This window comes from Streptomyces sp. NBC_00984 (assembly GCF_045162475.1).
In the GTDB taxonomy this organism is placed as follows: domain Bacteria; phylum Actinomycetota; class Actinomycetes; order Streptomycetales; family Streptomycetaceae; genus Streptomyces.
Genome location: NZ_CP108734.1, coordinates 343,739 through 368,264, shown reverse-complemented (window position 1 = coordinate 368,264; position 24,526 = coordinate 343,739). Strand labels below are relative to the sequence as shown.

Genomic DNA, 24,526 nt, shown 5'->3' with positions numbered 1-24,526 from the left:
ATCGTCGTTGCGGAGGGCCGGTGCCCGAGGTCACAATGCGGGGAGGTGCCGGGTGGTCATCCCGGCGAAGTGTTGGAGGCGCTGCTTGTGAACACCGCATCGCGGTGCGCCTCGCTGTGCGCGCCAGACGTTGACCACTTCGCTTCGCCCACCGGCTGACCTGCTTCGTTCGCGGTGGGCGCTTCCCCTTATGGGAGACCACCGTAGTGTCCGAAGACTTCTTGACGGTTGATCGCCGTCCTCTGGCAACGGTTCTTGCTGCCAACCTGGTTTCGATCGCGGGGAATTGCCTCACGTACATGGGCGTGCCGTGGTTCGTGCTGCAGAGCACGGGCAGTGCCGCCACGGCCGGGATCGTGACGTTCTGCACACTGCTGCCCGCCGTGCTCGCTGCGCTCGTCGCCGGTCCGGTCATCGACCGGATGGGGCGACGGCGGGTGAGTGTCGCCTCGGATCTTGCCTGCGGGGTCGCCGTTGCGGCGATCCCGCTTCTGCGGTTCGCCGGCATCCTGCAGTTCTGGATGCTGTGCGTGCTGATGGCGATGACAGGGCTGTTCCGTGCCCCGGGTGAAACCGCTCGCGGCGTGCTGTTGCCCACGCTCGCCGGACGCGCCGGAATGCCGCTGACCAGGGCCGCCGGGTTGTACGACGGTGCGGCACGTTGTGCGGCACTGACGGCATCCGCTCTCGGAGGCGTGCTGATCGCCGTACTCGGAGCCGAGAACGTCCTGTTGGTGGATGCCGCGACCTTCGCCGTGGCCGCGCCACTGTTCGCGTTCGGGGTGCGCGGCCTGCCAGAGGCGCGGGCCCAACGGCGGGCCGAGCCGGCGACGCTGCGTGCCTACTGTCGTGAACTCGCGGAAGGGTATCGCTTCGTGGCGGCCACTCCGTTGCTGCTGGGCCTGTGCCTGATGACTCTGGTCACCAGGGGGCTCGACCAGGGATGGAGCGCCGTGCTCCTGCCCGTGCATGCCCGTGAGGAGCTTGACGGTGCCGCCGATCTCGGTCTGCTGAACGCGGCGTTCGGGGTTTGCGCTCTCACGGGGGCGCTGGTCTATGGGGCGGTGGGCAGCCGCTTTCGGCGGTGGCCCGTGTTCACGATCGCCTTTCTCATCGGGGGCCTGCCGCGCTTCGTGGTGGCCGCTTTCACCGACACTTTCACCCCGCTGGCCGTGATCATGGCAGTTGAGGGTCTCGCTTTCGGTGTACTCAACCCGATCATGGCCACCGTGAGGTATGAGACGGTCCCGGAGGACCTGCGCAGCCGCGTGCTGAGCGCGACAACGGCCTCGGTCCAGCTGGTCACTCCGCTTGGCGGACTGGCTGCGGGTTTCCTCGTGGATTCGGTCGGCCTGCCCTCCACGCTGCTGGCGGTTGGCGGTGTGTATCTGCTCGCCACGCTGTGTCCAGCGATCTTCCCGGCCTGGAGTCAGATGGACAGTACCGGTTCTCCCCATGCCAGGGCGGATGGCTCGCCGCTGCGGGGCTCGGGGCCGAAGCGGATGTAGAGGTTCGGGCCGTTTGTGCCTGGGCTGTCTTCTGCCCGCGGACCGCCGCCCGGAGCCGCCCGGCCGCCACGACGATTGACAACACGGAACGGGCGGCATCGTGGATCACGATGCCGCCCGTTCCGTCGGTGCGTCAGCACCACTTTCCTCGGTGCCCATCATCGAGGGATGGGGCCGCCACGGTGGGGGTGGGCCGTGTGGATGTATTTCATGGCCGTGGTGACGGAGATTCCGAAGACACGGACGAGGTGGACGGGGTCTTCGGTCTCGCGGGCTTCGTCCAGGATTCTGTCGGCGCGAACAGCACGCAGAGTCACACCGGCGGGGGTGAAGCGCTTGTAGATGTAGTCGGTGCAGACAGGATCGGTGGTACTGGCAGTCTGCTGGGTGATGAGGAGGTGGGGGTCGACAGTGCGTGGCCAGCGCCGGTGTCGGCAGCGGAGCCATGCGTGCAGTAGAGCGGCTGTGGTGTCGTCGAGGTGGACGATATGGCGGCCGTGGGGGCGACGGATCAGGAGTTGCCGGCGGGTGAGCAGAACGTCGGAGAGGGTGAGGTTACGCAGGTCGGTGCCGTTGGTTGCGTGGAGGGCAGCCAGGGCCAGGACCAGGCGGTTGGCGGGACCGGTGCTGACATCCAGGAGCCCGGCGAGCCGGTCGCGGACCAGGGTGGAGGGCAGCAGTTCGCGACGGGTGACATGCAGGCCGCGGGTGGGGTCGACGAAGACGAGCTTGGCGTGCTTCAGGGCGCGGAAGAGGGACCGGAGGGCCACTGCGCGTTCGTGGGCGCGCGAGCCTTTGACCGCGGCGACAGCGCTGGTGACGTCGGCGGCGGTCACTTGGCGCAAGGTGGTGTAGCTGCTGGTCCAGCCGGCCAGCGGCGTGGCCAGGTAGACGAGGTAGCGGCGTATGGAGCCGTAGTCGGTGGCGAGGTGGTGGGAGCGGGTGGATCCGCGCAAGGCCCTTACCCAGGTCCCGAGTTCGTCGCCGATCCGGGGTGGAAAGGCGGCGATGGTGCGCTGGACGAATGCCTCGTTGCGGTTTCGGCGCGGAGTCGCGGGCAGGAGCTGTCCGCGTTGGCTCAGGAAGGCAACCAGCCCGTTGATGCGACCAGCGCTGTGGCACGCGCGGTTCAGCGCCCGCAGGTCATCCTCACGGAAGGTGGTGTCGGCGCCCAACCAGATGGCGGCCATCCGCAGAACCCGAGCTGTGGACTCGTGGGACGGCTGGCTCCAACGGTGCTCGGTGGCGTGTCGGGCGAAGTCCGCCAGGAGGGCCATCGCCGAAGGCGGCGAGGATGGCAGCAGTGCGCTGACCAGCGGGCGCCAGTCCCGCTCCGTCTCGAAGACCGTCAGCTGGCCCGCGTGTTGCACGACCGGTGGGCCGAGTACCGGTCGATCTGCTCGGTGGCCTTCGGGGCGACGTGCGCTGACGCCCGCCGGGAGGGACGGCCCGGCGAACCGCAGTTGTCGCCAGGTGCTGGCCTCGGTGTCGGGTCCCAGCGGCAAGCGAAGGCTCGTGCAGTCGCGGCATCGACCATTCTGCAGAGGAAGCGGCCCGGCGCCACACCGTCCGCAACATCCCAGCTGGTCAGCGTATGTGTGACGCCATGACCTACAGGCGTCACACACTTGATTTCGGCCCCACGAAAGACAGTGATCGCAGCTTCGTGGCTGAGGTTGGGAGCGGGCCCGCTGGGCGTGCGGCAGCACGGCCACCCCATGGTCGAGATCAGGGGCCAGCAAACCCGGCCTTGTTCAGGACCGCAGAGACTCCGGAGGGCTGGCGAGGCAGGGCGTCAAGGATGGCCGCGTCGACCAGGTCTTGGCCTGCGGCGTCGCGGGCCGCCAGCGCAAGGATCAAGGCGTCCATGGCACTGACGCGCCAGGTGCGGCTCAGGCGGTGCTCGGTCTGTACTTCGTTGACCAGCGGTCTCAGTCGTTCCAGATCGCCCTGGAACCGACTGCGGAGCAAGACGGCGTGGTGCTCCAGCAGTCGGTAGGGCGCGGGAAACATGGCCATCTGTCCGCGTACTGCCGGCGGGCAGATCCGGCCGTCGTCCATGATGGCGGCAGGACGCTGGGCGCGTGCCCAGCCAGGTGTCTGGTAGCGGCCGTCGGAGTGTAGTCGGTGGGCGCCGCGGGCCGCCGGATGGATGCCGGCAGGCAGAACGCGAGCTGGGTCCACACCGGGTGGCGTGCGGCCTGGGCGGGCTCGTAGTACCAGGCCACGTCGTACTCGGTGATCACCACGACGCATGCGCGGCAGAAGCCTTCCTTGTTGACCCGCCACAGCCGCTTGCAGCGGCTGCACTCGGCCGCCGGGTGGTAACGCTTGGAGCGCCACTGGTGGCACGGCGAACAGAACGGCGATTGCGCTCGCGGTCCCCAGCCGAGACACCCCGCGCACTGCCCCAGCGAGGGAACGCGTATGCGTGGTCGGGCCACCTCAGTTCGGCGGGAGCGACCTCGGCCGCCCCCCTCCACTCGGCCGGCGTGGCACCGGCCGCGGCAGCTCTCCTGCGGCCTTCGCCAGTTCCTCGTCTTGGGCTGCCGGAGTCTTCCGGGACACGGGCTCGGCGACCAGCAGATCCGCGACCGTGCACTGCAGCGCGGCGCAGATCAGGTCGAGATCCTCCAGCCGCACCGTCACCGGTGTGCCCGACCAGAGCGCGGAGACCTTCGACAGCGACGGAGTGAACCCCACTTCCTCGAACACGGGCATCAGCTCGCTGGGCCTCCAGATGCCTCGGTTGGCCGCCGCCCACCGCAGGTTCCACTTCACGACAGACCCCCCGCATCCACGCGCAACCGCTGTGCTGCCCGAGCCGACGAACGCTGGCTCGCCATCTCCGGATCGCTCTGAGCAGACAAAATGTACCGAACCGTGGTCGTCGTCCAGTCATGGCCAAGCAACTTCTGCACCTCCCACAGTGACATCCCTGCCTCGTAGCGGTGTGTGGCACAGGCGTGCCGAAGCAAATGCGGAAAGATCCGCTCGACCGGACCGGACAGGTGAGCCGCTGAGGCCCGCGCCAGCGCCTTCCGCAGCGTCGAGGTCGTCACCGACGGGCCCACTGGACTCGGGCCGCCCCCAGGATCCCGGGCCAGGCGTTCCGATGGCCAGACCGGCGACTCAGGGTGCCCCCGGGTGGACCGGCCGAGCAGGACCCGGCCGGCCTCATCGGTGACGACCGCGAGGGCACCGGTCAGGGCCTGGCCGTGGGCGGCCGCTTTTCGACCGCAGTTGTGCCGACGTTCCTGGGTCCGCGCAGGACGAGGACGGCGAGCCCGTCCGCTTCCAGCAGCTCGGCCTGCCTCCAGCCCGCGGTGAGCAGAGAGACCTCGCCTTCGTCGAGAGCGATGTCCCGCCGCTCCTTCGGGGTGTGCTCGGCGGTGGGCGTGATGACGACGAGCGCGCCGCCGGGGCGCAGCCGCCCACCGAGCGAGTGCAGGGCACGGCTGCGATCACGCAGGAACGGGTACGCCAGGCGCAGGGTGATCAGGTCGTAGCCGTCCTGGTGCAGCTCCACCAGGTCCTCGCGCTCGATGTCCAGCCGCAACCAGCGCACTCCCTCCACGTCGGCGTGCTCGGTCCGGGCCCGCTCGATCGCACTGTCGGCGAAGTCGACGGCATCCACGAGATATCCGAGGCAGGAGAGGTGGACAGCCAGCCCGCCGGTCCCGCAGCCCACGTCGAGCGCGCGCCCGCCGCCGTCCGGCACAGGGGTGTGTTCGGCGAGCAGCGCCCGCTCGGCCTCACCCAGCTGCCGGAAGTTCTTCCCGTCGGCGTAGTGCTTGTGCCATTCCTCGCGGACGACGTACCCCATGGTGCTGCTCCTCAACTGGTCGAGTGCGCTGGGTGTGGTGTTCACAGGCGGCCCGTGGCACGGAGCCGGGCCCGGGTGCGGCGGCCTCGTTCGAGGAGTTCGCGTACACGCCGGTCGTACCTGCCCTCCGCACAGTGCCGAGGTAGGACTGGATGAGCCCTTTCAGGGCCAAGGTCCATTTCGCCTCGTATGTCCAGAGGCTTCCGTCACCCATGACCGCGACCGTCGCCCCGGGGGTGGTGACGCGGTCGGCCATCGCCAGGGCAGCTTGACGGTCCATCCAGTGGAAAGCCCGGGAGCAGGTGACCAGATCAGCCCTGTAGCCGGCGAACGGGGCGGTGAACTCCTCGGAGGCGAAGGCATGGTAGGCGGCAGCTGACTGTCCGAGCAGTGGCCGGAGCAGCTCGGAAGCTGTGCGGAGCATGTCCTCGTCCCGGTCGACGAGGTCCACGCGGCCGATCTGCGCAAGGGCGGGAAGCAGACCGACGGATACCTGGCCGGTGCCCGAGCCCGGATCGAGCAGCGTCGGCCGGTCGATGCCCTCCAGGGTCCGGGCGAGGAGCTGAATGGCCTCGTCCGGGATCCCGGGTCGGTAGCGGGCGTAGTCGGGCGCCGCCGAGTCGAACAGGTTCACGACTCTCCTTGTTCGGTAGGGGAAGGGGCGGCCTGCCCGGGTACAGCGGTGAGCGGCGGCAGTACCCAGTTCAGGGCGCCGGGGCCGGTGGCCGTGAGGCCCGCCTTCCAGGACAGCCTCGACGCGCCCTCCCGTCGTGCGCGTCACCGGGCACTGCCCGGCCAGCTCGGCGTTCGCGTCGCCAACGTGGTCACCAGCCGCCCGCCGGGAGCGAGCCGGTCCACCCACGCCGACGGCAGGCACGGCACACCGATCCCGGAATGGATCCGGTCGTACGGCGCCCGCGGCGCGTGCCCGTCGAGCGCGTCGCCGGCCACCACCTTCGCGCCGACGCCGACCAGGTCGAGATTCTTCTGTACGAACGCGGCCATGTGCTCGTCCCGTTCGACACCGACCGCCCGGCCGGGCCCGGTGAGTCCAGCGGCGAGCGCGAGCGAGACACCCGGCCCGGTTCCGAGGTCCAGGTACTTGTGTCCGGCCGCGATCCGCATCCTCTGCAGGACTTCCACGGTGTACGGGGTGAACGTCGACATCGCCGTCATCCGGCCCCCCGCTCACGCCGCCGCGGACCTGCCCCTCCGGCAGCTCGCCGTCACGCTGGATCAGGACCGACTCGCCCGAGTGCACCAGCTCCTGCCACTCGGACCGGTCCTTGGGGTGTGCTCCGTCCAGCAGCTCCCACACCACCGGCTCGCTGCCCTGCTCGCTACGCCGTACGTACGCCCGTGGCATCAGCACGCCGCGGTCCAGGCGCGACAGTGCGTCCCGCAGGCGTGGTTCGGTCAACACCCCATCGGCTTGCAGGTGTTCGACCAGCGCCAGACGCGCCGATGTTGCGTTGGCGAGCTGGCCTTCGGCCACTGAGCCGGCCATGCCGGATTCGGCTTTCACCGCGGTTCAGCTGCCGTCGGTGGCAGGCACTGCGGGCGCCCAGCCGAGCTCGGTGTACGCGGTGCCGGCGCGGATGCCGTCGATCGCGGCACGGGTGCAGCGGACCATCGGGTCCGGCAGGCCGTCCAGCGGCCACCACTGCCAGGCCGTGCACGTATCGGGCTCGCGGACCTCCGGCTCTCCGGACCACCGGCTTGCCCGGAAGAACAGCTGAATCCGGGGTTCGGCGTTCTCGTGACCGTCGAGCAGGTGCACGGTGTGCACCAGGGTGAGGGCTGCGGGCTTGATGACGATCCCGGCTTCCTCATACGCCTCCCTGACCAGGCACGCGCGAACGCTCTCCCTTTCCACCTGACCGGCCAGGGCATGCCACTCCCCGCCAGCGAATTTCACACTCGGGTGACGCAGACCGAGGAGAGTACGGCCGTCGCGCTCCAGTAACAGGTGCGCGCCGATCACGTTCTTCACCGCTCCCGCCCCGTCCTGACCGGCGTCGTCCCGTGGCCCGGACAGTGGCGGAGCGGGGTGCTCGGCGTGGTGGGTCCTGATCACCTCGTGAGCCCACGGGCACATCGACAGCTGCTCCATGGTGGCGACGTCGAACCAGGCGAGCGTGATCCCTTCGGTGACGGGAAGATCGTGGGCGACGCCGTCCCAGCGGGCCGTGTAGACCTGGATGTTCCCCTCGGTGACGTTCGGGCCGTGGGCCTTCGCAGACGTGTAGGGGGTGATGTCGCAGAGGAGGAGCCCCGTCTCTTCGAGGATCTCGCGGGCGATCGCTTCGTCCGGGGTCTCGCCGGGTTCGGTCCCGCCGCCGACCAGGGACCAGGTGCCCGGGTCGCAGATCGGTTTGTGTGCGTCCCTCAGGTGCAGGAGGTATTCGCCCCGGCCGTTGTCGATCAGGACGGCAGTGCTCGTGTGCTGAGAGGACAGGGACGTGCTCAAGGTATTACCGCCCAGGCGCAGGGAGTTGGGTGGAGCTTCGGACAGGCTCCGCAGCCCGCGGAACGGGAGCGGTACAGGGCGACAGGCGGCCGTACCGGCAAGCGCTCCCGGCGGTGAGCGCGGGCGGGAACACCGCGGAAGCGGAGTGGCACCGATCGTGGGATGCCGACCGCGTCCTGGGACGGCGAGGAACGACGGGACCGGCGTGGGCGGAGCCGGGGCCGGGACGCTGAGCGTCAGGGCGATGCGGTCTCACACACCCTCCCCGGCAGCCTTGTTGTCCTTCGCCCCGCTGCGCTGTGCGGGGACAGTGGGGTGGTAGGCGCGGGACTGCAGCAGATACGCGTCCCGGAACGCTCCCGTGCCGGTCTCCGGGTCCATGAGCTCGTCGAACGTCCCGGATTCGGCGACTCGGCCCTGGTGAAGTACGTAGATCAGGTCGGCGTGGCGTACCGAGTGCAGCCGGTGTGTGATCAGAATGACCGTCTGGCCCTGACCGGCCAGATTGCGGATCTGGTCGAAGACTCGCTGCTCAGCGACCGCGTCCAGCGCACTGGTGGGCTCGTCGACGATCAGTACCTCGGCGGCGCGCAGCCGCGCCCGCGCGATCCCCATACGCTGCCACTGTCCGCCGGAGATCTGGTGCCCGCCCCGGTAGCCGCGGGCCAGGAGCGTGGACAGACCTCGCGGCAGCTTGGCCAGGACCTCATCGGCGCCCGCATAGGCGGCAGCAGATTCGATAGCGGTGTCGTCCATCGGGCCGGAGGAGCGGCCGATGCCGATATTCACCCGCGCGGTGAACGGCCACCTGTAGAAGTCCTGGGCCACCATGGCGACCCGCCCGAAGATCTGGGACCGGTTGGCATCGGCAGTGTCGACGTCGCCCCATACGACGCGTCCGCTTCCCGGCTCCGGCTGGTAGAGGCCGCACAGCAGCTTCACGAGCGTCGACTTGCCGCTGCCGTTGCTCCCCACCAGTGCGACCGTCTTCCCTGCCGGAATGGTGATGTCGACGTCGCGCAGAGACGGCTCCGGGGCGGTACTGCCGGGGTAGGTGAAGGTGACCTTCTCGAAGCGGATGTCCTGCACCCGCTCCGGCAGGTCGAGCCCGGTTGTGGGGATGGCCCGGTCGGTGGCCTCCACACACAGCTTCTCGAAGTCGGCGACGAACAGGGCTTCTTGGTGCAGGTCCGTGACCTGCAGCACCAACTGGTCGAGACTTGCCGAGCCGGTACGGATCGCGAGGACCGCAGTACCGGCCACCGAGAGGTCCATCCTCCCGGTCCACAGCAGGACACCCAGCGCCCCATAGGTGAAGACCGTCGCCAGACCTGTGGCGCCGTCGGCGATCAGCCCCTTGCGTGCGGACTCGCGGGCCAGACGAGTCTGCTCACGCTCACTGGTCTGCGCCATGCCCCGGAAGTGGGTCAGCAGGAACGGGCCGACATCGTGGACCCGCACCTCGGCGGCCGCCTGCTGATCGATCAGCAGCCGCCCCAGTAACTGCCCGGCTCGGGCATGCTGAACGAACTGATGAAAGGAGACGTACCGCATCTTCGCGATCGTCAGCGAACTCCACGCGCTCGGCAGCGTCATTGCTACCAGCAACGGCAATAGCACCGGGTGCAGAACCGTCAGCACACCCGCCGCAGCGACCAAGGAGATCAACGAACTGAGGACCGCCGTGCAGTACTTCACCATCCGCCGCGCCGAGTCAGCCCCGTAACCGGCAGAGTCCAGCAACCGGTGGAACTCGTCGTCCTCGATCGCGGACAGCTCCACCCGGGCCACGAGCGACAGATACCGTTCGGTCGCCACCCGCTGCACCCTCGGCTCCAGGCCACCGGTCGCCGACGTCGATGCCGACCGCAGCAACGAACCGATCACCCCCGTGAGGGCAACAGCGGTCAGGGCCGGCACGGCCCGCTCCAGCCGCTCCACCGTCGGACCGCCGGCCAGCAGGTGCCCCAGGACCGCGTTGACAGCAACCAGACCAACAGCCTGAGCGATACCCCGGCCCAACTCGGCCAACCACACCGTGCGCAGCGCCCGCGCGTCAGCCTGGTGCGCCCGGACGGCGATGGCGACCAGCTTCGGCAGCGTACGGGCCATCGCCCACAGATCGAGGGCGAGCCACGCCCCCTGATGCCGGCTCCAGCCGATGTCGTAGGCCAGCTCTCCGCCGAACAGGAGACGTTCGGATTCCGAGACCCCGATGTCGGCCGGTGTCTGGTCGACGGACTCCTCGCTCATGCCCTCCACCTCGTGTCCGACCCAGCTGAACGGCGGGAGAAGGCACCGACCTGCCGTGCCCCAGGGGCTGGAAAAGCCGGGACGGCCCGCCGTCGTTCGATTCCGAGGAGCTGATGTGCGGGGGTGGGTACAGGATTCATCGAGTCCTCCAGCAGGTCATCGAATGGCACGGATGCTCTAGAAACGGCACTTCTGGCTCGCCGTAACGGGTGACAGTGGGGGCAACGCGGGACGCCTGTGCGAATTTCGGGGCCGATCCCATGCGTTGCGGGGCGGGGCCCTTGAAACGCCCTCGTTCGAGGGATGGTCGCTCGTTCGGCCGTCCCTTCCGAGGGATTCCGGCCAACCTGAAACCCTGGCCGCCCCGTGCGGCAACTGCGCGGCGACGGCGCACGCCGCGCGGAGTCACGGTGGCGGCAATGGCCCGATTCCACACGGCCACAGCCCCGCCGCCCGGCCGGCGTGCCAGGCTGCCACCCACTGCGCAGCCCCACCCGCCCTCTTGCGACCCGGCGACGCGCGGCCACCACCCCGACAGCGAGGAAACCTCCCATGACCCACGACTCCACATCAGAGGTGTTCACCGGCGGCTGCCTGTGCGGACAACTCCGTTTCGAAGCGACGGGAGAGCCCTACGACCCCCACCTGTGCTCCTGCCCCCACTGCACCCGCCTGTCCGGCGGCGCGTTCATGACCTGGGTCGGCTTCCGCCGGACCGCCTTCACCTGGACCGGTCCCGGCACCCCCGCCTCGTTTCGGCCCTGGCCCACGCTGGAGCGGTGGTCCTGTCCCGCGTGCGCGACGCACCTGGGGGCGGCGGGTGAAGGGGAGGACTACCTCGGCGTCTGCGTTTCGGCCCTCGACGACGGTGCCGAGATCGTCCCCATCGGGCACAGCTTCCGCGACGGCACCCCCGTATGGCTTCCGCCCATCCCCTCTACCCAACCGACGTCCTGATCCGCCGGGCCCCGAGCGGGCCCCGACGAGTGCCGTCAGAGGGTAGGAGCAGGGCACTGGCTTGTCCGTCCGTGGAGGCCAAAGCGGTTGAGGTTGGTGAGACGGGCGACCAGGCCAGGTCTGACCACTCTGCATGGAACGAGAGTCCGGCCCGGCAGGACCGGAAAGCCGATCCCCCACAGCAGACCACGACGAACTGCCGACGGCATGGGAGCAACCGGTCTGCTGACCGCCAGTTGCACTGTCCAAGACAATGAGCGCCACGGCAGGAGGAGCGGCCGACCCTTTCGGGCGCGACACACTCATGAAGGTGGTGTGTCCGACGGAGTTGCTCCAGGCGCTGATGCCGTCCCCAGAGAGGAGGGGGACGATCGGGGGCACCCACGTACGCGGGCTCGACGAAGCACAGCCCGGCAGTGCCACAGTCCAGGCGTCGGTGCGACACATGCTGGACAGGGGCCGGTGTGAGGGAGAGCCGCCGATCCGTCCGGTCCTCGACCAGCGCGTGGACGCCCGCGATGCGTTCGGCCCGAATCCTCGGAAGACGCGACCTGCCGCCGTCCGCCGTCCGTACCGAGCAGACCTCTTGCCAACCATGCTCCGTGCACAAGCCCTCGGCCCGCCGCTGAGGAGCCACTAGGAGTTGTCGGTGTGGAGCGTGGCCCACCGACCGTGACGCTCGGGCACGTCCCGCCAGGACGTCCCGGTCCGGAACTTCCACACGATCCCGATCGAAACCCTGCGGTCGTCCAGCCGCTTTCGTCCCCGCAACGACTCAGGCAGCAGCGGCCGGACGAACTCCCACTCGGTATCGGACAGTTCATGTCGACGTATCACGACCCCGTGATCCACCATCCGAGATCGTCTGAAGACGCTGCCTAGGGTCGGGCGGAACTCGGGTCGGCGGCCGTGGCGTCGACCGTTTCGGTATGGTCCATGGCCACCCGCAGTGTCACGGCAGCCACGACTCCCGCCACCAACCCACAGGTCAGGGCGGCCGGGACGCCGCCACCGATGCCGGCGGACAGTTGCAGCAGCCCCCAGCGCAGGCCCACACCGTCCGTAGCCACCCGCAGCACCTGGCTCGCCAGCAGCCCGAGGACGGTGGCGCAGACCGCGCCCGCCGCCATCGCCGGGACGGTGGTCCGGGTGAGCAGTCCGGGCAGCCACCGTAGTGCCCACCACACCACGGCGAGCAGCAGCACGTCGGCGGCCCGGTACAGGAGCCAGTCGCCGAGCGGCGTGCCCGCCGGGCTCGACCAGGCGCCGAGCAGCAGCCACTGGCGCAGGAGATCACCCGGTTCGGCGAACAGCCCGTTGCCGGGGGAGACCGTCTGGAGGGCGGCGGCGACCTCCTGGTACGAGAGGACCACCAGGGACAGTGCGATCACCGCGGTCCCGGCGGTTGCGGCCAGGCGGGCGGCGCGCGCCGGGACGGCCTCCTGCGGCAGTGGGCCGGATCCCTTGGCGGTGACCCGCGCGACGAGTACCGTCCCCACTGCCGCGACCAGTGCGGTAGCCACCAGGGCCTGTCGTCCGGAGGAGATCACGCTCGCCAGCTGGGGCAGGAAGCGGTAACTGCCGTGTCCCTGCGAGGCGATGAGCCACGGCGCGGAGACGGTCACCGCCAGGGTCCCGGCCACCAGACCCCAGGCCCACACCGCGAGCAACGCGGCCGGCATCCTGCCGTGCACCGGTGGCAGCCTGCGGATCAGGAGCAGCGCCACGGGCACGAAGAAGGCGAAGACCGCGGCGAACCGGATCTGCAGCGCGGTTGTGTACAGCGCGAGGTAGCGGGTGCTGCCGTTACCGGCCGTGTCCCCGATCCCGCTGGGCACCTCGGCCCCGAACCCAACCGAGGCCGGAGGGTCGTACGACCAAGGGGTGAGCCAATGTTCGAGCTCGGCGGCGGCCCGGCCGCCGATCACACCGGTGGTACCCGGCAGGTGAAGTGCCTGCGTACTCGCCCCCGCCCACCACAGGAGCGCCGTGAGGAGCAGCCCTCCCACCAGTGCCGGAATCGCCGCGCGCCGGTATGTCATGTGCTGCCCCCGCCTTGACCGCTCATCCCGTGAATCCCCTGGCCATGGAGATTACGAGGCGCTGATCACGTCCGGATCACGGCCGTACGTCTACTTGCCCGGACACCGGGGAAGACGGCGCGAGTCGGACGTGTCGAGGACGATCGGCCAGTCGGCGATCGGTGAGGCGGCTGCCGAGCCGACTTCCGGAGTCGAGCGGTCAGCCTCGGAGCTCGAACAGGTCCTCGTCACTGAGAGTCAGATCGCCGGCTCCGAGGTTCTCCTCCAAGTGGTCGAGTGAACCGGTGCCCGGAATAGCCAGCACCGACGGAGACATCGCCAGCAGCGAGGCGATCTGCACCTGCGCCGTGGTCGCGCCCAGGCGTACTGCGACCTTGCCGAGCCGTTCGGTGTCGAGTGGGTTTCCGCCACCGCCGAGCGGGAAGTACGGCACGTACGCGATGCCCGCTTCCGCGCATTCCGCGAGCAGCCCCATGTCACCGGCGTGCTGGTTCTGCACCGCCGCGACGGGTGCGATCGTCCGGGCCTCGGCAAACTGGACGGCGTCGACATTACTGACACCCAGGTGCCGGATCAGCCCCTCCTCCCGGAGCTCGGCCAATACCGCGAACCGTTCGGCGATCGACTCGCCACCCGGCCCGGTCATCCCGCCCACTCGCAGATAGACCAGGTCGAGTCGGTCCAGCCCGAGGGAGCGAAGATCCGACTCGACCAGGCCGCGCAGCTGATCAGGCGTCGCCTGCTCGCTCGGCACACCATCGGGCCCGAGCAGCGGCCCGACCTTCGTCGCGACGACCAGGTCGTCACGGTAGGGGGTCAACGCCGTACGGATCAGCTCATTGGCCCGCACCTCTCCTCTGCCGTAGAAGCCGGCGGTGTCGATGTGGTTCACACCCAGCTCCACGGTGCGCCGGAGTACCGCGATGCCGCTCTCCGGGGCTCGCGGCGGACCGTCGAAGGTCCCCATCGCCAGGCGCATTGCGCCGAAGCCGAGCCGGTTGATGGTCAGGTCTCCGCCGAGGGAGAAGGTCTTGATCGTCATGAGGCTCATGGTGCCCGCCGCCATAGAGGTCGGCGAGCTCGCGGCAGCTTGCTGCCAGACTGGAGGGATGCGGAACGAACCCGTGTTTTCAGTCCAAGGGGACGCAGAACTGATCGCGCGTGCCGGTCATCTCTTCGAGTCCGCGCACAGCGAGTTCCTGTGTGCCGCCAGGGACCTCAAGACCTGGTCACAACCGGAGGCCAGAGCGGCCGTCCAGAGCCGGATGCGTGCCACGGAATCCCCGGGCTTCGCTGCTCGAAAGCTGCTCAGCCCGGTGGCGCTCGCCGAGGAGGAGGCCCGCGCGCACCTGCGGCTGGTACAGAAGGAGGGGGCTCTCGTACGGATCAGCAGCTCACCGCTGCCGCACGAGACCATCCTCATCGACCGGCGGGTGATGATCCTCGCCGGCCGGGAGACTCCCACCGGGCGTGAGTACACCGTGACGACGTCGCAGATCCTGATCGACGGGGTCCATTCGCTGTTCGGAGCAATCTGGGACGAGTCATCCGATCTTGATACCTATCTGCGCAGCGACGTCCCCCATCTCGATGCCGACGGCCGCGTGATCCTCAAAGCCCTCGGTTCGGGACTCACCGACCAGTCGGCGGCCAAACGGCTGGGTGTCTCGCTGCGTACCTACCGACGACGCGTGGCCGAGCTGATGACCAAGCTCGAGGCGGGCTCCCGCTTCCAGGCCGGGCTACGTGCGGGTGAGCTGGGGCTGCCCCGCTGACCTCAGTGATCATCCATGCCTTCGGCGGTCCGTACACTTGAGGGCCTCGGGTCACGCAACCAATCGCCGCGGCAACCCGGAGAGCTTCCCAAGCCAACACCTCGGACGGGACCTCGCGGATACGGCCCAACACTCTGACCGGGCAACTCTGCCGGGTCCGGACGGGCGAAACTCCGTACGGACGCCTCTGTTGGCGGGTAGCTTCATGTCCACGATGAAGGAGGGGTGTGATCATGGTAGAACGTGCTGTTCCGCCTCGTGTGGTGGCCGCGGAGCGTGTCGCCTCCGAGGCGGGATTCAAGAAGAGTTGTATCCCTGAGGTGGGCAGACTGCTCGGACTGGCCGCCGCTGCGAAACCCCAGGGAACCATCGCGGAGAGCGGCACCGGCTCGGGAGTGGGCACCGCGTGGCTGCACAGCGGCCTTGGCGCCGGTGCACGCCTGGTCACTGTGGAGCGTGACGAGGAGCTGGCCCGTCGAGCGGCCGGTGTCTTCGCGGACGACAAGCGCGTCAGCGTTCTCACTGGGGACTGGCGGCTGCTTGAGCAGCATGCCCCGTTCGACGTCTTCTTCTGCGACGGCGGAGGCAAGCGTGACGACCCCCAGGGAGTCGTCGATCAGCTCGCTCCCGGTGGCCTTCTCATCCTGGACGACTTCACTCCTTCGCCTCATTGGCCGCCTCGATTCGGCGGCGAAGTGGATGAGCTCCGCTTGTTCTACCTCACTCATCCAGCCCTGGAAGCCACCGAAGTACTTACAACTCCCACCAGTTCAGCGGTTGTTGCGGCACGCCGCCTGTGACGGCGAACTGTCCCCACACGTGCCGACGGTGGGCCGGTTGCCGCGCAGGCACCGTAGCCCTCGCGACGGGCTCTGCGAGCATCGGCACCTGGTTCCCACCGGCCGGGGCCGGTACCGTCCCCGCGCGGCCGGCCGAACCGGGCACTCCGACAGGAAGGCCGGCGCCTCCTCACGGAACCCTGCTTCTCCGCGAACGGGCAGATCGTCGTCGAGGCCGTCACCAAGTTCGTGACGGCCCGGCCCGTGCCCAGCGTCACTGCAACCGCCTCCACCCTGATCACTCACGCCACCGGCATCCCGCTCGCCGCCACACCGCCCAGTTGATCCCACTGCCGCGCGCCGTACCGCCGGTGCAGGGCAAGCGCGGCAGACCCCGTCACCGCCCGGATACGCTCTCATCTGCTGGCGGCGGCTGCACGCTCTACCGAGCGAGGGACGGCTAACCCTCCCGCGCCCACGGCCGTAGTTTCTCCGGATTGCGGACCACCCAGATCCGGGTGACGCGCCCGTCGGAGACATCGAACGAGGCCACGGTCATGACGACGCCGGTATGCCGGGCCACCAGGCCCGGCATACCGTTGACCGACCGCTCCAGGAGTTCGAGCCCGGGAGCCTTGTCGGCAATGGCGACCATGTACTGGGCGATACGCGTGCCGCCCTCGACCGGGCGCAGAACGGTGCCGACCATGCCGCCGCCGTCGGCGGTCATCACTGCGGCCGGGTTGAGGAGACCGATGAGAGTTTCGATGTCCTTGGTCTCCCATGCCTCTTTGACGTGCCTCACCACGTCGGTCTGGCCGGTCGCCGCCACTGGAGCGGGCGCGACGCTCACCCGCCGCCGGGCGGAGGCCGCCAACTGCTTGCAGGCCGCAGGCGTCCGGCCGAGAACGTCGGCGATCTCGACGAACGGGTACCGGAAGACGTCGTGCAGGATGAACGCCACCCGCTCGGCGGGCGTCATCGACTCCAGGACGACGAGGAAGGCCATGGCCACCGACTCGTCCAGGACGATCTGGTCGGCGGGGTCTGCAGGGCCGGTGGGGTCGGCGCCGCCCGCGTGGTCCCACTCGGCGCGGTCGGGCAGCGGCTCGGGCAACCACGCGCCGACATAGCGTTCACGGCGGGTCCGCGCCGAGCCGAGCAGGTCCAGGCAGATGCGGCTGGTCACTGTCGTCAGCCAGGCGCCGGGGGACAGGATCTCCTCCTGCCGGCCTCGCGGCAGCCCGTACCAGCGTGCGTAGGCATCCTGCACGGCGTCCTCGGCCTCGGTCACCGAACCGAGCAACCGGTAAGCGACATTGATCAGTTGGCGTCGCTCACCGAATATCTCATCCGTGCTGGTCCCGACAGTCCCCATGCTTCCGGTCGCCCCCTCGCCTTACCTTTCGCACGCCCGCTTCGTCGGGCTGGTGAGACCTTATCGATCTACTGCCCGAGGGCGGAAAAGGGGACTGCGACATGGCCACTCAGGAGACGGCGACGGCGAGCGTACAGCGCGGCTCTTCGTTCTTGCAGGTCGCGATTGCCCTGCAGACCCTGACGATCTTCCTTCAGGCGGTCTCCGCCGGACTGCTGCTGACCTCGTCCTTCGGAGAGACGCTGCACAGTGTCGGAGCCCGTGTGATGTACGGGGCGTCGATGCTGTATGTGCTCGCGGCGGTGCTGGCATGGAAGCCGGGCGGCGGCTCGCCCCGGCCTGTCTGGCACGCGTCAGGTTTCCTCGTACTCGCCTCGGTTCAAGTCGTGCTCGGCATCGCTCACGTTCCGTCGGTCCATCTCCCTCTTGGTGTCCTGATGTTCGGTCTGAGCGTGCTGGCGCTGGCCCGACGCTAGGGTCCGATACGGGGCCCGCGCGGATCAACTCAACCAGTAGGGCTCTGTCAGAGGGTGTCGTAGGGCTGCCATGGGGTGGGTTGTCGGCAGGTGGGGCAGGTGCCGGTCCAGGTGGCTCACAGGTGTTGGAGGAGGCCCAGTCCCAGGGTGGGTCTTCGTGCCGGAAGCCGGCGTTCGCGCCGTAACCGGCGTCCGCGACCAGCACTGCGGGCCGGAGCCCGACCGCTGCCGGTTCGTCGAGCATCTCCAGCGCAAGCTGCCACTTCGGCCGGTGACGCTCACCGTCGGGGATCCGGCAACGGGCCCGCGGCCCGTCCCAGCCCTGCCGCGAGCTCGCACAGTAGAGTTCCTCATCGAGGTCACTATTTGCGAAAGAAGAGTCATGCCCCGAAAGACGGCGGCTGCTCTACGTCTGGATGCCATCTGCCGGTCCCATCTTCGGGACTACCGGCGTCGGCCTTCACGGCTTTCAGCCCACACGCGTCGTCAGGCGTCTCGTTTCGAAGCCGAACGGGGCCTTCCCGTCCGGGAGCTCGAAGACGCCGTCCAGTGCTGGCGAGCGTTCGTGCGCCGTCCCGGATGGCCGCTCTACCTGCCCAAGCCGCACCTGCCTGGCTATGACATCTGGGACGACCGCCTCCTGATAGAGCGAGCAATAGGCGCTCTCGACAGACGAGCAGCCCGGGAGATCGCGTCGGTCGTCAGAGAGGCCGATGCCGAATTCCTGGCACGCACCCTGCCTGACCCTCACGCGCCGTGTGCCTGGCCGTGGTGGCGCCGCAGATGCCACGACCTGGGCGACATCATGAACGTCCCATCACAAGCGCATGATCGAACGAACATTGCCGAGGCCGCTTCTCGCGAAAGATCTGATCGTTGGTCTGGGTGTGTCGTTGACTGATGCCCAACGGGCACGGATCGAGCCGTTGCTTCAACGCGAAGCCGTTTCCCCCGGAGCATCGCCGTTCGCCCGGCATGGGCCGATGCCGGCCAGTAGGGAAGACACCAACCCCGCCAAGGCCGCATGATCCGGACAGGAACAGAACCGCGCTTCACCTGCTCAGCCGGCCAGGCTCCCGGCCGGTCCCGTACCTGCCCAGCGGGTTGTGATGTCAGCAGCGCTGCTATGAACGCAGGGGATTTGAGGCAGTCTCTATCGCGGTCACTGAGCTGCGCCGGCCAGCAACCAGCGACGTACGCGCACTTCCAGCAGCACGCGCATGCCTCCTGGGCGAGCAGGGGCAGATACGTCCCACCCGTATTTCTCCTCGAACGCAGTCACGATCTCAGTGGGGAACCGGTCGAGGATCAGTGACGCGTTTCCTTCGGCGACGACCGGGAGCCGACCGTCCTCCAAGGCCAGGGAGACGCGCGGATCGGCCTGGATATTCCTGACCTTGACCGAGCTGTGATCCACACCGATCCACCACTTGGCGGCCTCGTAGACGAACCAGACGGGCGTCACATGAGTCGAGCCATCCGGCCGCACGGTGCACAGCCAGACATTCTTCTCCGTGGCCAGTCGCATGCGGACGTCCGGTCCCGGCAGATTCGCAAGAGCACCCATGCGCCCATTCGACCAGCACTCCCACTGAAGTACATCGGGCAAGGAACTGGACCAATGTCCTAGGTCCCAGTACCCAACCGACCTGGGCCGCCGTGACCGCGCGCCGTGAACCGGTCGACCGGGCGAAGGCAGCGGGAATGGCCAGGAGTTGTGGTCCGAGCGTACGCGCGACCCGAGACATCAGCAGGTGTCTATGGACGCTTTGCCGGGACTGGTGGGAGCGTGGGCCAGCGATCGAGCATTCGTCGGCGCATGTCCGTGCTGAGCCTGCTCAGGCCGTTCAGGTCGGGGCGGTCGGCAGTCATCCGGCCGACGACACCGAGCCGGTGGACGAGCCGTTGCCGGGCGGTCGCGGTGCCCCATGTCCAGTCCCGGTCCGGGATCCGGGCCAGGTGGTCAGTGGTTCCGCGGTGAGCCCTCTCGACCAGCGCGTCGCCTCGTAGCAGCCGGCCTGCGCACGCGTCGGCGAGGTCGCCGTGGAGTTCGGTACTGGTTGCGGTGCGCCATGCCGTGCGGTAGGCGGTCTCCGCCCGGTCCAGCAGCCGAGCGGATGCCGCAGTGACGCACCAGCACGTCGGGAAGCCGATGCGCAGGTAGGCGAGCTCCACCAGTCCGCTGCCCAGAGATGCCTGTTCGAAGTCGATGAACCTGATCCCGCTGGAGGTGGGCAGGTCATTGCCGGGACACGGATCCCCGTGGAGAAGGGCGTGCCCCGATGCCTGGCCGAGCCGGTGCACGAGGCCGTCGTGCTCGCCGGACACGCCAGGAGCGACGGCTACCTCAAGAGCCTCGGCCAGCCGGAGGAAGGATTCGACGTCGGCGCTGTCCGGACCCAGCCAGCGGGGAAGCATTCCGATGTCCTGCGGGCGGGCAGCGGCATGCAGCCGGGCCAGTGCCGCCGCGTAGCCGACGATCCAGTCGCTGGACAGGCGTTGGTGGTCCAGATGCTCCAGGACCAGCACCAGCTCGCCGGGATCGGTGCCCAGCAGAGCGGGCACCACGGGCGGCTCAGCCCGTGCGGCGAGGCGCAGTGCGGTCACCTCGCGGGCAAACCGCTCCTCGGCATCGGGACCGTCGACGATCTGCTTCACCACTGCCGGCGCCCCGGCCAGGTCCACGCGCCACACACGTGAGCGCGGGCTACTGCTCAGCCGCCGAGAGTGCCTGGGGGAGCCCAGCTCTGCCCGTAACTCGTCCCCGAACGGCGGTCGCGACCACATGGGCTCATACTTCCACTACTTTCACGCGGGCCGACGGGTCTGCGGGTCTGCGGGTCTGCGGGTCGCGGCGACGTCCGTCGTCCGCTGTCGGGCATTGGCTATGGGGATGAGGAACGATTCCGGCGTCCGCCGCGTTGTAGGCGGGCACGTTCAACTTGTTCTGTTCAGACGTTCCGTGGAGTCGCATGCCAGCCGAATTGCACACTCTTCCCTCAATCACCGACCAGGCGGAGCGATTGATCGAGCTCGGAGTGCATGAACTTGGTGGCTTCCGGCCTGCCGAGCTGCGCTCCATGGCCGCAGAGACCGGGGCCCGTGCCGGCCTTCTTGTGGTCCGCCCGGACCGGGTTCCGGCGTCGGCCCTCGCGCCTCTGCTCCGGCACCAGGGGAAGCAGGGGTTCGTCGTGGTGGACATGCCCGATATCGATCAGTTCTCGCGCATCGAGACCGTGAACGTACCCGACGAGCCAATCTATGTGGTGGAGGGCCTCGACCGAGGCGATCACATGGCGAACTGGAGCCCTCACGAGGCACTGCCCGCCATCGTCGAAGGGGGCCGCACTCCATTGCTCCTGATCGAGGGCATCCACTGGGTGATCCAGCAGCCGGCGGCACTTGAACGGGGCCGCTGCTTCATGACCATCGGCTCCCGCTTGCGGAAGGCCAACGGCACGCTCGACGCGCGAACCCCAGCGTTGTGGATCAGCAACGGGACCGGGCGAGACGGCCGAGACAACCGTGATGCGCCGAAGGTGGGCTGGTGTTGGGCGGGCAACCGGCACACGTGGCTCGGCTTCGCTTCGGCGGCCGGTCGAACCGCGGCCTGATCCGACTGACGCAGCAGGCCACAGTGGAACGAGATGTCGTCCTGCCGGCAATCCGCAATTCGACCAGGTCGGCGGATCAGGCCGGCTGAGACCACTGCCGGTTCGGAGAGGTTGATCCGAGACATGGGACGAGCCCCTTCGGGACACGAAAGTTCTCCGGCACGGGCCAGTGTCCTGGCCGGTGCTCCAGAACGCAGGGAGGGGCGATGACGGCGGGCATGGCATGGTCGACAGCGTTCACGGAGTTGTTCGGTGTGGAGCACCCGATCGCATGGGCGCCCATGGGAGGGTCGGCGGGCGGAGCGCTGGCCGCGGTCGTCTCCTGCGGGGCGGACTGGGATTGCTGGGTGGCGGGAACGGGGAACGGGACTGGCCGGCCCGTGAGTTGCCCATCGTGGCTGGGAGCGGAAGACCGTGGGGTGTTGGGTTCCTGAGCTGGGCGGCCAGTATCGGCGCGATCGAGCAGGCGCTGGACTACGGCCCGCGGGCCGTGATGCTCCCCTTCGGGGATTCGAGCCCGTTCGCCGAGCGAATCCGCGCAGCCGGTGCGGCGTTGATCGTTCAGGTCACCAATCTGGAGGAGGCCCGGATGGCAGTGGATCTGGGTGCCGACGTCATCGTTGCGCAAGGGACGGAGAGCGGCGGACACGGGGCCCGGCGCGGCAGGGCCACCTTGCCGTTCGTGTCGGTGGTGGCGGACCTGGCGGCACCGGTGCCGGTGCCGGCGGCCGAGGGGATCGCCGATGGCCGCGGCGCGGCCGCTGCCCTGGTGCTGGGGGGCCGCCGGCGCGCTCATCGGTACCCGTTTCCAGGCCACGGCCGAGTCCCTGGTCGATTCCCGCGACCGCCGAGGCGATCGTCCGCGGGCAGGACGCGGAACGCAGCAGCGTCCTCGACATCGCCAGGGGAGCCCGTTGGTCGACGTCGAAGTACACGGCTCGCACCCTCGGCCATCCCTACCTCGACCGCTGGCGGGGAAGGGAGGCGAAACTCGCCGAGGACCCACAGGTCCGACATGCCTATCGGGCCAATGTGCCGCCGCTGCCGGTATGGGCCGGTGAGGGCGTCGACCTCGTCAACGATCTGCCACCCGCAGCCGATCTCGTTGTCGCACTGGCCGCCCAGGCGGAGAGCGGCCTGGCCCGAGCAGGAAGGTACTGACAGGAGCACCCCAGAAGCACTCGCTCCGGGGAACTTCTGCAAGAGGCGAACCCCGTCACCAGGAGACTCACCGCCAACGCCGTAGCAGCAACGGTGGCAGGCCCGCCCGCTTCGCCCCGGCGCGCCGTGGCCGTCGCTGTCGTACGCTTCTGGCTCCGCTCCAGCCCCCGTCGGACGGCCGCCGAGCGGTGCGGTTCAGCGACGGAAGGTCCGGCCCACGACAGGCTGGAGATGCTTCGTCGCTGCCCCGTCGGGCGGGATGCTGGTCACCGCGATGCCGGCGGCGCGGCCGTCGTCGGTGACCTCGCCCCGGATCTCGTACCCCGGGGTGTCACCGGCACCGCCGTGACCTCAGTAGATTCCGCCGCACGACAGCGGCCTGCTCAGGAGCCCCGGCCCGGTCCGTAGCCGGCGTGGACGTTGGCGTCGGCCTCCACGTTGAAGGCCATGTGCACTTCGGCATCGACGGCTCACTCGGCGAGGGCGCGGCGCAGCACTGCGCCGAGTTCGGCGATCTGCCGCTGTGACACCTCGGCGGACAGGATCGCCTGCTATCCGTGGAAAGTGCCTGGCCACTGGTGCAGTTCGACCGACACGCCCGCCTGGAGCAGGCGCAGTGCGTAGACGATGTCTTCGTCGCGGTTCGGACAGAACTCCGCGGTGGCGATGGATGCGGCTGGCAGGCCCGACAGGTCGTCGGCCCGCGCCGGTGCCGCGTACGGGGAGGCGGAGGTGGAGCCCAGGCAGTGCCGCCAGGCCGCGGTGGCCTTGTCGCGGTTGAACCAGGGGGTAGCCGTGAAGTTCCGCGCCGACCACGTCTCCTGCCGATCGTCGAGCCCCGGCTGGTTGAGCAGTTGTAAGCGGATCGGCGGCCCCTGCTCGTCACGCGCCCGCAGCGCCACCGCGGCCGCGATTCCCGCGCCGGCACTGTGCCCACCGACCGCGATCCGCTTCGGGGCGATGCCGAGTTCGGCTGCGTGCTCGGCCGTCCAGGTCAGTACGGCATGGGCGTTGTCCAGCGCGGCCGGGAACCGATGTTCGGGGGCCAGGCGGTAGCCCACCGAGATCACCACCGCGCCGGAACTCTCCGCGACCCGGGCAGCCCACGGGCGCTCGGTCTCCAGGTCACCCATGACCCATCCGCCGCCGTGCAGCCAGACGATGGCACACCGCGCAAGGTGCGGGCGATGGATCCGTACCTTCACGTCCGGATCGGCGGGCATCGTACGGTCCTCGATCTCCATGCCCGCGGTGTCCGGTGCCGGCACCGCGGGGGCCAATTCGGCGAACTTCTTGCGCTCGGCAACCGGATCGGTCAGGTCGGCCCGGGGGAACAACGGGATGAATGCTTCGAGTTCGGGATCCATGTCGGCCATCCACCCGGCCGCCGCCCCTGCGCTCATCCGCCATCCGTCGCGCATCCAGCACCGATCACGCACCGAACGGCGCCCCTCCTCCTGGCAAGGAGGAGCTGGCTGTACGGCCGCCGTGCCGTCCGCGCATCCAGTGCGCAGGCTTGCGCGCTCAGTGACTGCTCCGCGCACGACAGGCGGTCACCCCGGTCAGGGCCTGTGGTCGGCTGCGCTGCTCAACGTGGCCAACCGAAGCGTGTCCTGTGACGGCTGATCCGGAGCACGCGCCACCGAAGTCCGAGCGAATACCGCATCGGCTCCGGATGCCCTACTCGGTCCGGCCCGACTGCTCGGCGGAGCGGGCGCGTCGATGGGCCGCGACCCGTTCGCGGGTTGCGCATCGGCGGGAGCAGTAGTGGCGTTCCGGGCCGCTGCCTTGGGTGATGAAGACGTTCCGGCAGCTGAGTGAGGAGCAGATCCTCCCGGGCGGACGCTGGCGGTCCCAGACGAGGACGGTCAGGGCCGTACAGGACGAGGCGAGGAGCCACTCGTCCCAGGGAGCGTCGTCGTCGGGGTCGAGATGGGGATGCCAGGGGGTACTGCCCCCGTGCGAAGTCAGGCGGAGCGGTCCGGTGTGTTCCTGCAGGAGGCGATTGAGGGCGGCGGCGGCACCGTCGGTGGTCTCGGCGGCGAAGGCTTCCCGCAGCAGGGCGGCAGACGCACGCATCCCGGCGACATCGCGAGTGGTGAGGTCGATGGGGTCTGTCTCACCGTATGCGCGAAGCACCTCGGCGACTTCGGCCGGGTCGGGGCAGTCGTCGTCGAGAACGTTGATCAGAGCGGCGGTCCGCCGAGCCATGGTCAGCACGGAGTGCCGGGTGGACCAGCCGTCGATGGTGGAGGGCACGCAGGCAATGTAACGCATCTTGCTGAGT

The 24,526-nt window shown here is 69.0% G+C and carries 25 protein-coding genes and 1 pseudogene; 8 read left to right on the top strand and 18 right to left on the bottom strand.

The window, feature by feature from the left end; genetic code table 11:
* The first annotated feature begins 206 nt into the window (after window positions 1–206).
* On the top strand, window positions 207–1,508 hold the full coding sequence (locus OG520_RS01745) for an MFS transporter (protein ID WP_406011904.1): 1,302 nt from the start codon (window positions 207–209) through the stop codon (window positions 1,506–1,508).
* 158 nt (window positions 1,509–1,666) lie between these two features.
* Here the strand turns inward: OG520_RS01745 and OG520_RS01740 are convergent, their stop codons facing one another.
* From OG520_RS01740 to OG520_RS01700, 9 genes are all read right to left on the bottom strand, one after another.
* The gene (locus OG520_RS01740) at window positions 1,667–2,878 is read right to left on the bottom strand and encodes a hypothetical protein (RefSeq protein ID WP_406011903.1); all 1,212 of its coding nucleotides are present in this window, start codon (window positions 2,876–2,878) and stop codon (window positions 1,667–1,669) included.
* 358 nt (window positions 2,879–3,236) lie between these two features.
* Complete coding sequence (locus OG520_RS01735; protein ID WP_406011902.1) at window positions 3,237–3,569, bottom strand: hypothetical protein; 333 nt, start codon at window positions 3,567–3,569, stop codon at window positions 3,237–3,239.
* A 384-nt stretch (window positions 3,570–3,953) separates the two neighbouring features.
* Window positions 3,954–4,289, bottom strand: coding sequence for a helix-turn-helix domain-containing protein (locus tag OG520_RS01730; protein WP_406011901.1), 336 nt, complete (start codon window positions 4,287–4,289; stop codon window positions 3,954–3,956).
* Window positions 4,286–4,570, bottom strand: a complete 285-nt coding sequence (locus OG520_RS01725) for a tyrosine-type recombinase/integrase (RefSeq protein ID WP_406011900.1) — start codon at window positions 4,568–4,570, stop codon at window positions 4,286–4,288. The genes OG520_RS01730 and OG520_RS01725 overlap by 4 nt, the downstream gene beginning before the upstream one ends.
* 143 nt (window positions 4,571–4,713) lie before the next feature.
* Window positions 4,714–5,334, bottom strand: a complete 621-nt coding sequence (locus OG520_RS01720) for a class I SAM-dependent methyltransferase (RefSeq protein ID WP_406011899.1) — start codon at window positions 5,332–5,334, stop codon at window positions 4,714–4,716.
* Window positions 5,264–5,968, bottom strand: a complete 705-nt coding sequence (locus tag OG520_RS01715; RefSeq protein WP_406011898.1) for a class I SAM-dependent methyltransferase — start codon at window positions 5,966–5,968, stop codon at window positions 5,264–5,266. Before OG520_RS01715 ends, OG520_RS01720 begins: the two co-directional genes overlap by 71 nt.
* Before the next feature lie 143 nt (window positions 5,969–6,111).
* Entirely contained in the window at window positions 6,112–6,501 is a 390-nt protein-coding gene (locus OG520_RS01710; RefSeq protein WP_406011897.1) for a protein-L-isoaspartate O-methyltransferase family protein, read from the bottom strand.
* Between the two features lie 364 nt (window positions 6,502–6,865).
* Window positions 6,866–7,804: an NUDIX domain-containing protein gene (locus OG520_RS01705; RefSeq protein ID WP_406011896.1), complete on the bottom strand. Its 939-nt coding sequence runs from the start codon at window positions 7,802–7,804 to the stop codon at window positions 6,866–6,868.
* Between the two features lie 252 nt (window positions 7,805–8,056).
* Window positions 8,057–10,057, bottom strand: coding sequence for an ABC transporter ATP-binding protein (locus tag OG520_RS01700; protein ID WP_406011895.1), 2,001 nt, complete (start codon window positions 10,055–10,057; stop codon window positions 8,057–8,059).
* 552 nt (window positions 10,058–10,609) lie between these two features.
* On the opposite strand from OG520_RS01700, the gene OG520_RS01695 reads away from it, so the two are divergent.
* On the top strand, window positions 10,610–11,014 hold the full coding sequence (locus OG520_RS01695) for a GFA family protein (RefSeq protein WP_406011894.1): 405 nt from the start codon (window positions 10,610–10,612) through the stop codon (window positions 11,012–11,014).
* Between the two features lie 636 nt (window positions 11,015–11,650).
* Here OG520_RS01695 and OG520_RS01690 read toward each other — a convergent pair.
* The 3 genes from OG520_RS01690 to OG520_RS01680 form a co-directional block, all read right to left on the bottom strand.
* On the bottom strand, window positions 11,651–11,851 hold the full coding sequence (locus tag OG520_RS01690; protein WP_406011893.1) for a transposase: 201 nt from the start codon (window positions 11,849–11,851) through the stop codon (window positions 11,651–11,653).
* Between the two features lie 41 nt (window positions 11,852–11,892).
* The gene (locus tag OG520_RS01685; protein WP_399330833.1) at window positions 11,893–13,056 is read right to left on the bottom strand and encodes a hypothetical protein; all 1,164 of its coding nucleotides are present in this window, start codon (window positions 13,054–13,056) and stop codon (window positions 11,893–11,895) included.
* A gap of 199 nt (window positions 13,057–13,255) precedes the next feature.
* Entirely contained in the window at window positions 13,256–14,098 is an 843-nt protein-coding gene (locus OG520_RS01680) for an oxidoreductase (protein WP_406011892.1), read from the bottom strand.
* Window positions 14,099–14,165: 67 nt separating this feature from the next.
* Between OG520_RS01680 and OG520_RS01675 the strand changes: the two genes are divergently transcribed.
* Together OG520_RS01675 and OG520_RS01670 are read left to right on the top strand one after the other, a co-directional pair.
* Window positions 14,166–14,831: a DNA-binding response regulator gene (locus tag OG520_RS01675; RefSeq protein WP_399330829.1), complete on the top strand. Its 666-nt coding sequence runs from the start codon at window positions 14,166–14,168 to the stop codon at window positions 14,829–14,831.
* Window positions 14,832–15,058: 227 nt separating this feature from the next.
* Window positions 15,059–15,631, top strand: coding sequence for an O-methyltransferase (locus tag OG520_RS01670; RefSeq protein ID WP_399330827.1), 573 nt, complete (start codon window positions 15,059–15,061; stop codon window positions 15,629–15,631).
* A 439-nt stretch (window positions 15,632–16,070) separates the two neighbouring features.
* Here the strand turns inward: OG520_RS01670 and sigJ are convergent, their stop codons facing one another.
* Window positions 16,071–16,988: an RNA polymerase sigma factor SigJ gene (gene sigJ / locus OG520_RS01665; protein WP_406011891.1), complete on the bottom strand. Its 918-nt coding sequence runs from the start codon at window positions 16,986–16,988 to the stop codon at window positions 16,071–16,073.
* Window positions 16,989–17,089: 101 nt separating this feature from the next.
* Here sigJ and OG520_RS01660 point away from each other — a divergent pair, with 101 nt between their 5' ends.
* Window positions 17,090–17,464 (top strand): hypothetical protein, encoded by a 375-nt coding sequence (locus tag OG520_RS01660; protein ID WP_389981403.1) that lies wholly within the window; start codon window positions 17,090–17,092, stop codon window positions 17,462–17,464.
* Between the two features lie 70 nt (window positions 17,465–17,534).
* On the opposite strand, the pseudogene OG520_RS01655 reads toward OG520_RS01660, so the two are convergent.
* Window positions 17,535–17,768 (bottom strand): annotated as a pseudogene (locus tag OG520_RS01655) (transposase); the annotation flags it as partial.
* A gap of 523 nt (window positions 17,769–18,291) precedes the next feature.
* On the opposite strand from OG520_RS01655, the gene OG520_RS01650 reads away from it, so the two are divergent.
* Window positions 18,292–18,492, top strand: coding sequence for a hypothetical protein (locus OG520_RS01650; RefSeq protein WP_406011890.1), 201 nt, complete (start codon window positions 18,292–18,294; stop codon window positions 18,490–18,492).
* Between the two features lie 134 nt (window positions 18,493–18,626).
* Here the strand turns inward: OG520_RS01650 and OG520_RS01645 are convergent, their stop codons facing one another.
* Window positions 18,627–19,031 carry a pyridoxamine 5'-phosphate oxidase family protein gene (locus tag OG520_RS01645; protein WP_406011889.1) on the bottom strand — a complete coding sequence of 135 codons (405 nt, stop codon included), beginning with the start codon at window positions 19,029–19,031 and terminating at the stop codon, window positions 18,627–18,629.
* A gap of 191 nt (window positions 19,032–19,222) precedes the next feature.
* Window positions 19,223–20,251, bottom strand: a complete 1,029-nt coding sequence (locus OG520_RS01640) for an aminoglycoside phosphotransferase family protein (RefSeq protein ID WP_406011888.1) — start codon at window positions 20,249–20,251, stop codon at window positions 19,223–19,225.
* Between the two features lie 185 nt (window positions 20,252–20,436).
* Here OG520_RS01640 and OG520_RS01635 point away from each other — a divergent pair, with 185 nt between their 5' ends.
* Window positions 20,437–21,078: a DUF5701 family protein gene (locus OG520_RS01635; RefSeq protein WP_406011887.1), complete on the top strand. Its 642-nt coding sequence runs from the start codon at window positions 20,437–20,439 to the stop codon at window positions 21,076–21,078.
* Window positions 21,079–21,301: 223 nt separating this feature from the next.
* Complete coding sequence (locus tag OG520_RS01630; RefSeq protein ID WP_406011886.1) at window positions 21,302–22,324, top strand: nitronate monooxygenase; 1,023 nt, start codon at window positions 21,302–21,304, stop codon at window positions 22,322–22,324.
* A 466-nt stretch (window positions 22,325–22,790) separates the two neighbouring features.
* Here OG520_RS01630 and OG520_RS01625 read toward each other — a convergent pair whose 3' ends face one another.
* On the bottom strand, window positions 22,791–23,642 hold the full coding sequence (locus OG520_RS01625; protein ID WP_406011885.1) for an alpha/beta hydrolase: 852 nt from the start codon (window positions 23,640–23,642) through the stop codon (window positions 22,791–22,793).
* Window positions 23,643–23,919: 277 nt separating this feature from the next.
* Window positions 23,920–24,516 carry a CGNR zinc finger domain-containing protein gene (locus OG520_RS01620; protein WP_406011884.1) on the bottom strand — a complete coding sequence of 199 codons (597 nt, stop codon included), beginning with the start codon at window positions 24,514–24,516 and terminating at the stop codon, window positions 23,920–23,922.
* Window positions 24,517–24,526 lie beyond the last annotated feature (10 nt).

Bases quoted from the DNA above. Each gene is read 5' to 3' on its own strand.
- OG520_RS01700 (WP_406011895.1), bottom strand. From the start codon at position 10,057: ATGAGCGAGGAGTCCGTCGACCAGACACCGGCCGACATCGGGGTCTCG.
- OG520_RS01695 (WP_406011894.1), top strand. From the start codon at position 10,610: ATGACCCACGACTCCACATCAGAGGTGTTCACCGGCGGCTGCCTGTGC.
- sigJ (WP_406011891.1), bottom strand. From the start codon at position 16,988: ATGGGGACTGTCGGGACCAGCACGGATGAGATATTCGGTGAGCGACGC.
- OG520_RS01625 (WP_406011885.1), bottom strand. From the start codon at position 23,642: ATGAGCGCAGGGGCGGCGGCCGGGTGGATGGCCGACATGGATCCCGAA.
- OG520_RS01645 (WP_406011889.1), bottom strand. From the start codon at position 19,031: ATGGGTGCTCTTGCGAATCTGCCGGGACCGGACGTCCGCATGCGACTG.
- OG520_RS01635 (WP_406011887.1), top strand. From the start codon at position 20,437: ATGCCAGCCGAATTGCACACTCTTCCCTCAATCACCGACCAGGCGGAG.
- OG520_RS01680 (WP_406011892.1), bottom strand. From the start codon at position 14,098: ATGACGATCAAGACCTTCTCCCTCGGCGGAGACCTGACCATCAACCGG.
- OG520_RS01640 (WP_406011888.1), bottom strand. From the start codon at position 20,251: ATGTGGTCGCGACCGCCGTTCGGGGACGAGTTACGGGCAGAGCTGGGC.
- OG520_RS01630 (WP_406011886.1), top strand. From the start codon at position 21,302: ATGGTCGACAGCGTTCACGGAGTTGTTCGGTGTGGAGCACCCGATCGC.
- OG520_RS01660 (WP_389981403.1), top strand. From the start codon at position 17,090: ATGGCCACTCAGGAGACGGCGACGGCGAGCGTACAGCGCGGCTCTTCG.
- OG520_RS01685 (WP_399330833.1), bottom strand. From the start codon at position 13,056: ATGACATACCGGCGCGCGGCGATTCCGGCACTGGTGGGAGGGCTGCTC.
- OG520_RS01620 (WP_406011884.1), bottom strand. From the start codon at position 24,516: ATGCGTTACATTGCCTGCGTGCCCTCCACCATCGACGGCTGGTCCACC.
- OG520_RS01735 (WP_406011902.1), bottom strand. From the start codon at position 3,569: ATGGACGACGGCCGGATCTGCCCGCCGGCAGTACGCGGACAGATGGCC.
- OG520_RS01710 (WP_406011897.1), bottom strand. From the start codon at position 6,501: ATGTCGACGTTCACCCCGTACACCGTGGAAGTCCTGCAGAGGATGCGG.
- OG520_RS01650 (WP_406011890.1), top strand. From the start codon at position 18,292: ATGATCGAACGAACATTGCCGAGGCCGCTTCTCGCGAAAGATCTGATC.
- OG520_RS01675 (WP_399330829.1), top strand. From the start codon at position 14,166: ATGCGGAACGAACCCGTGTTTTCAGTCCAAGGGGACGCAGAACTGATC.
- OG520_RS01720 (WP_406011899.1), bottom strand. From the start codon at position 5,334: ATGGGGTACGTCGTCCGCGAGGAATGGCACAAGCACTACGCCGACGGG.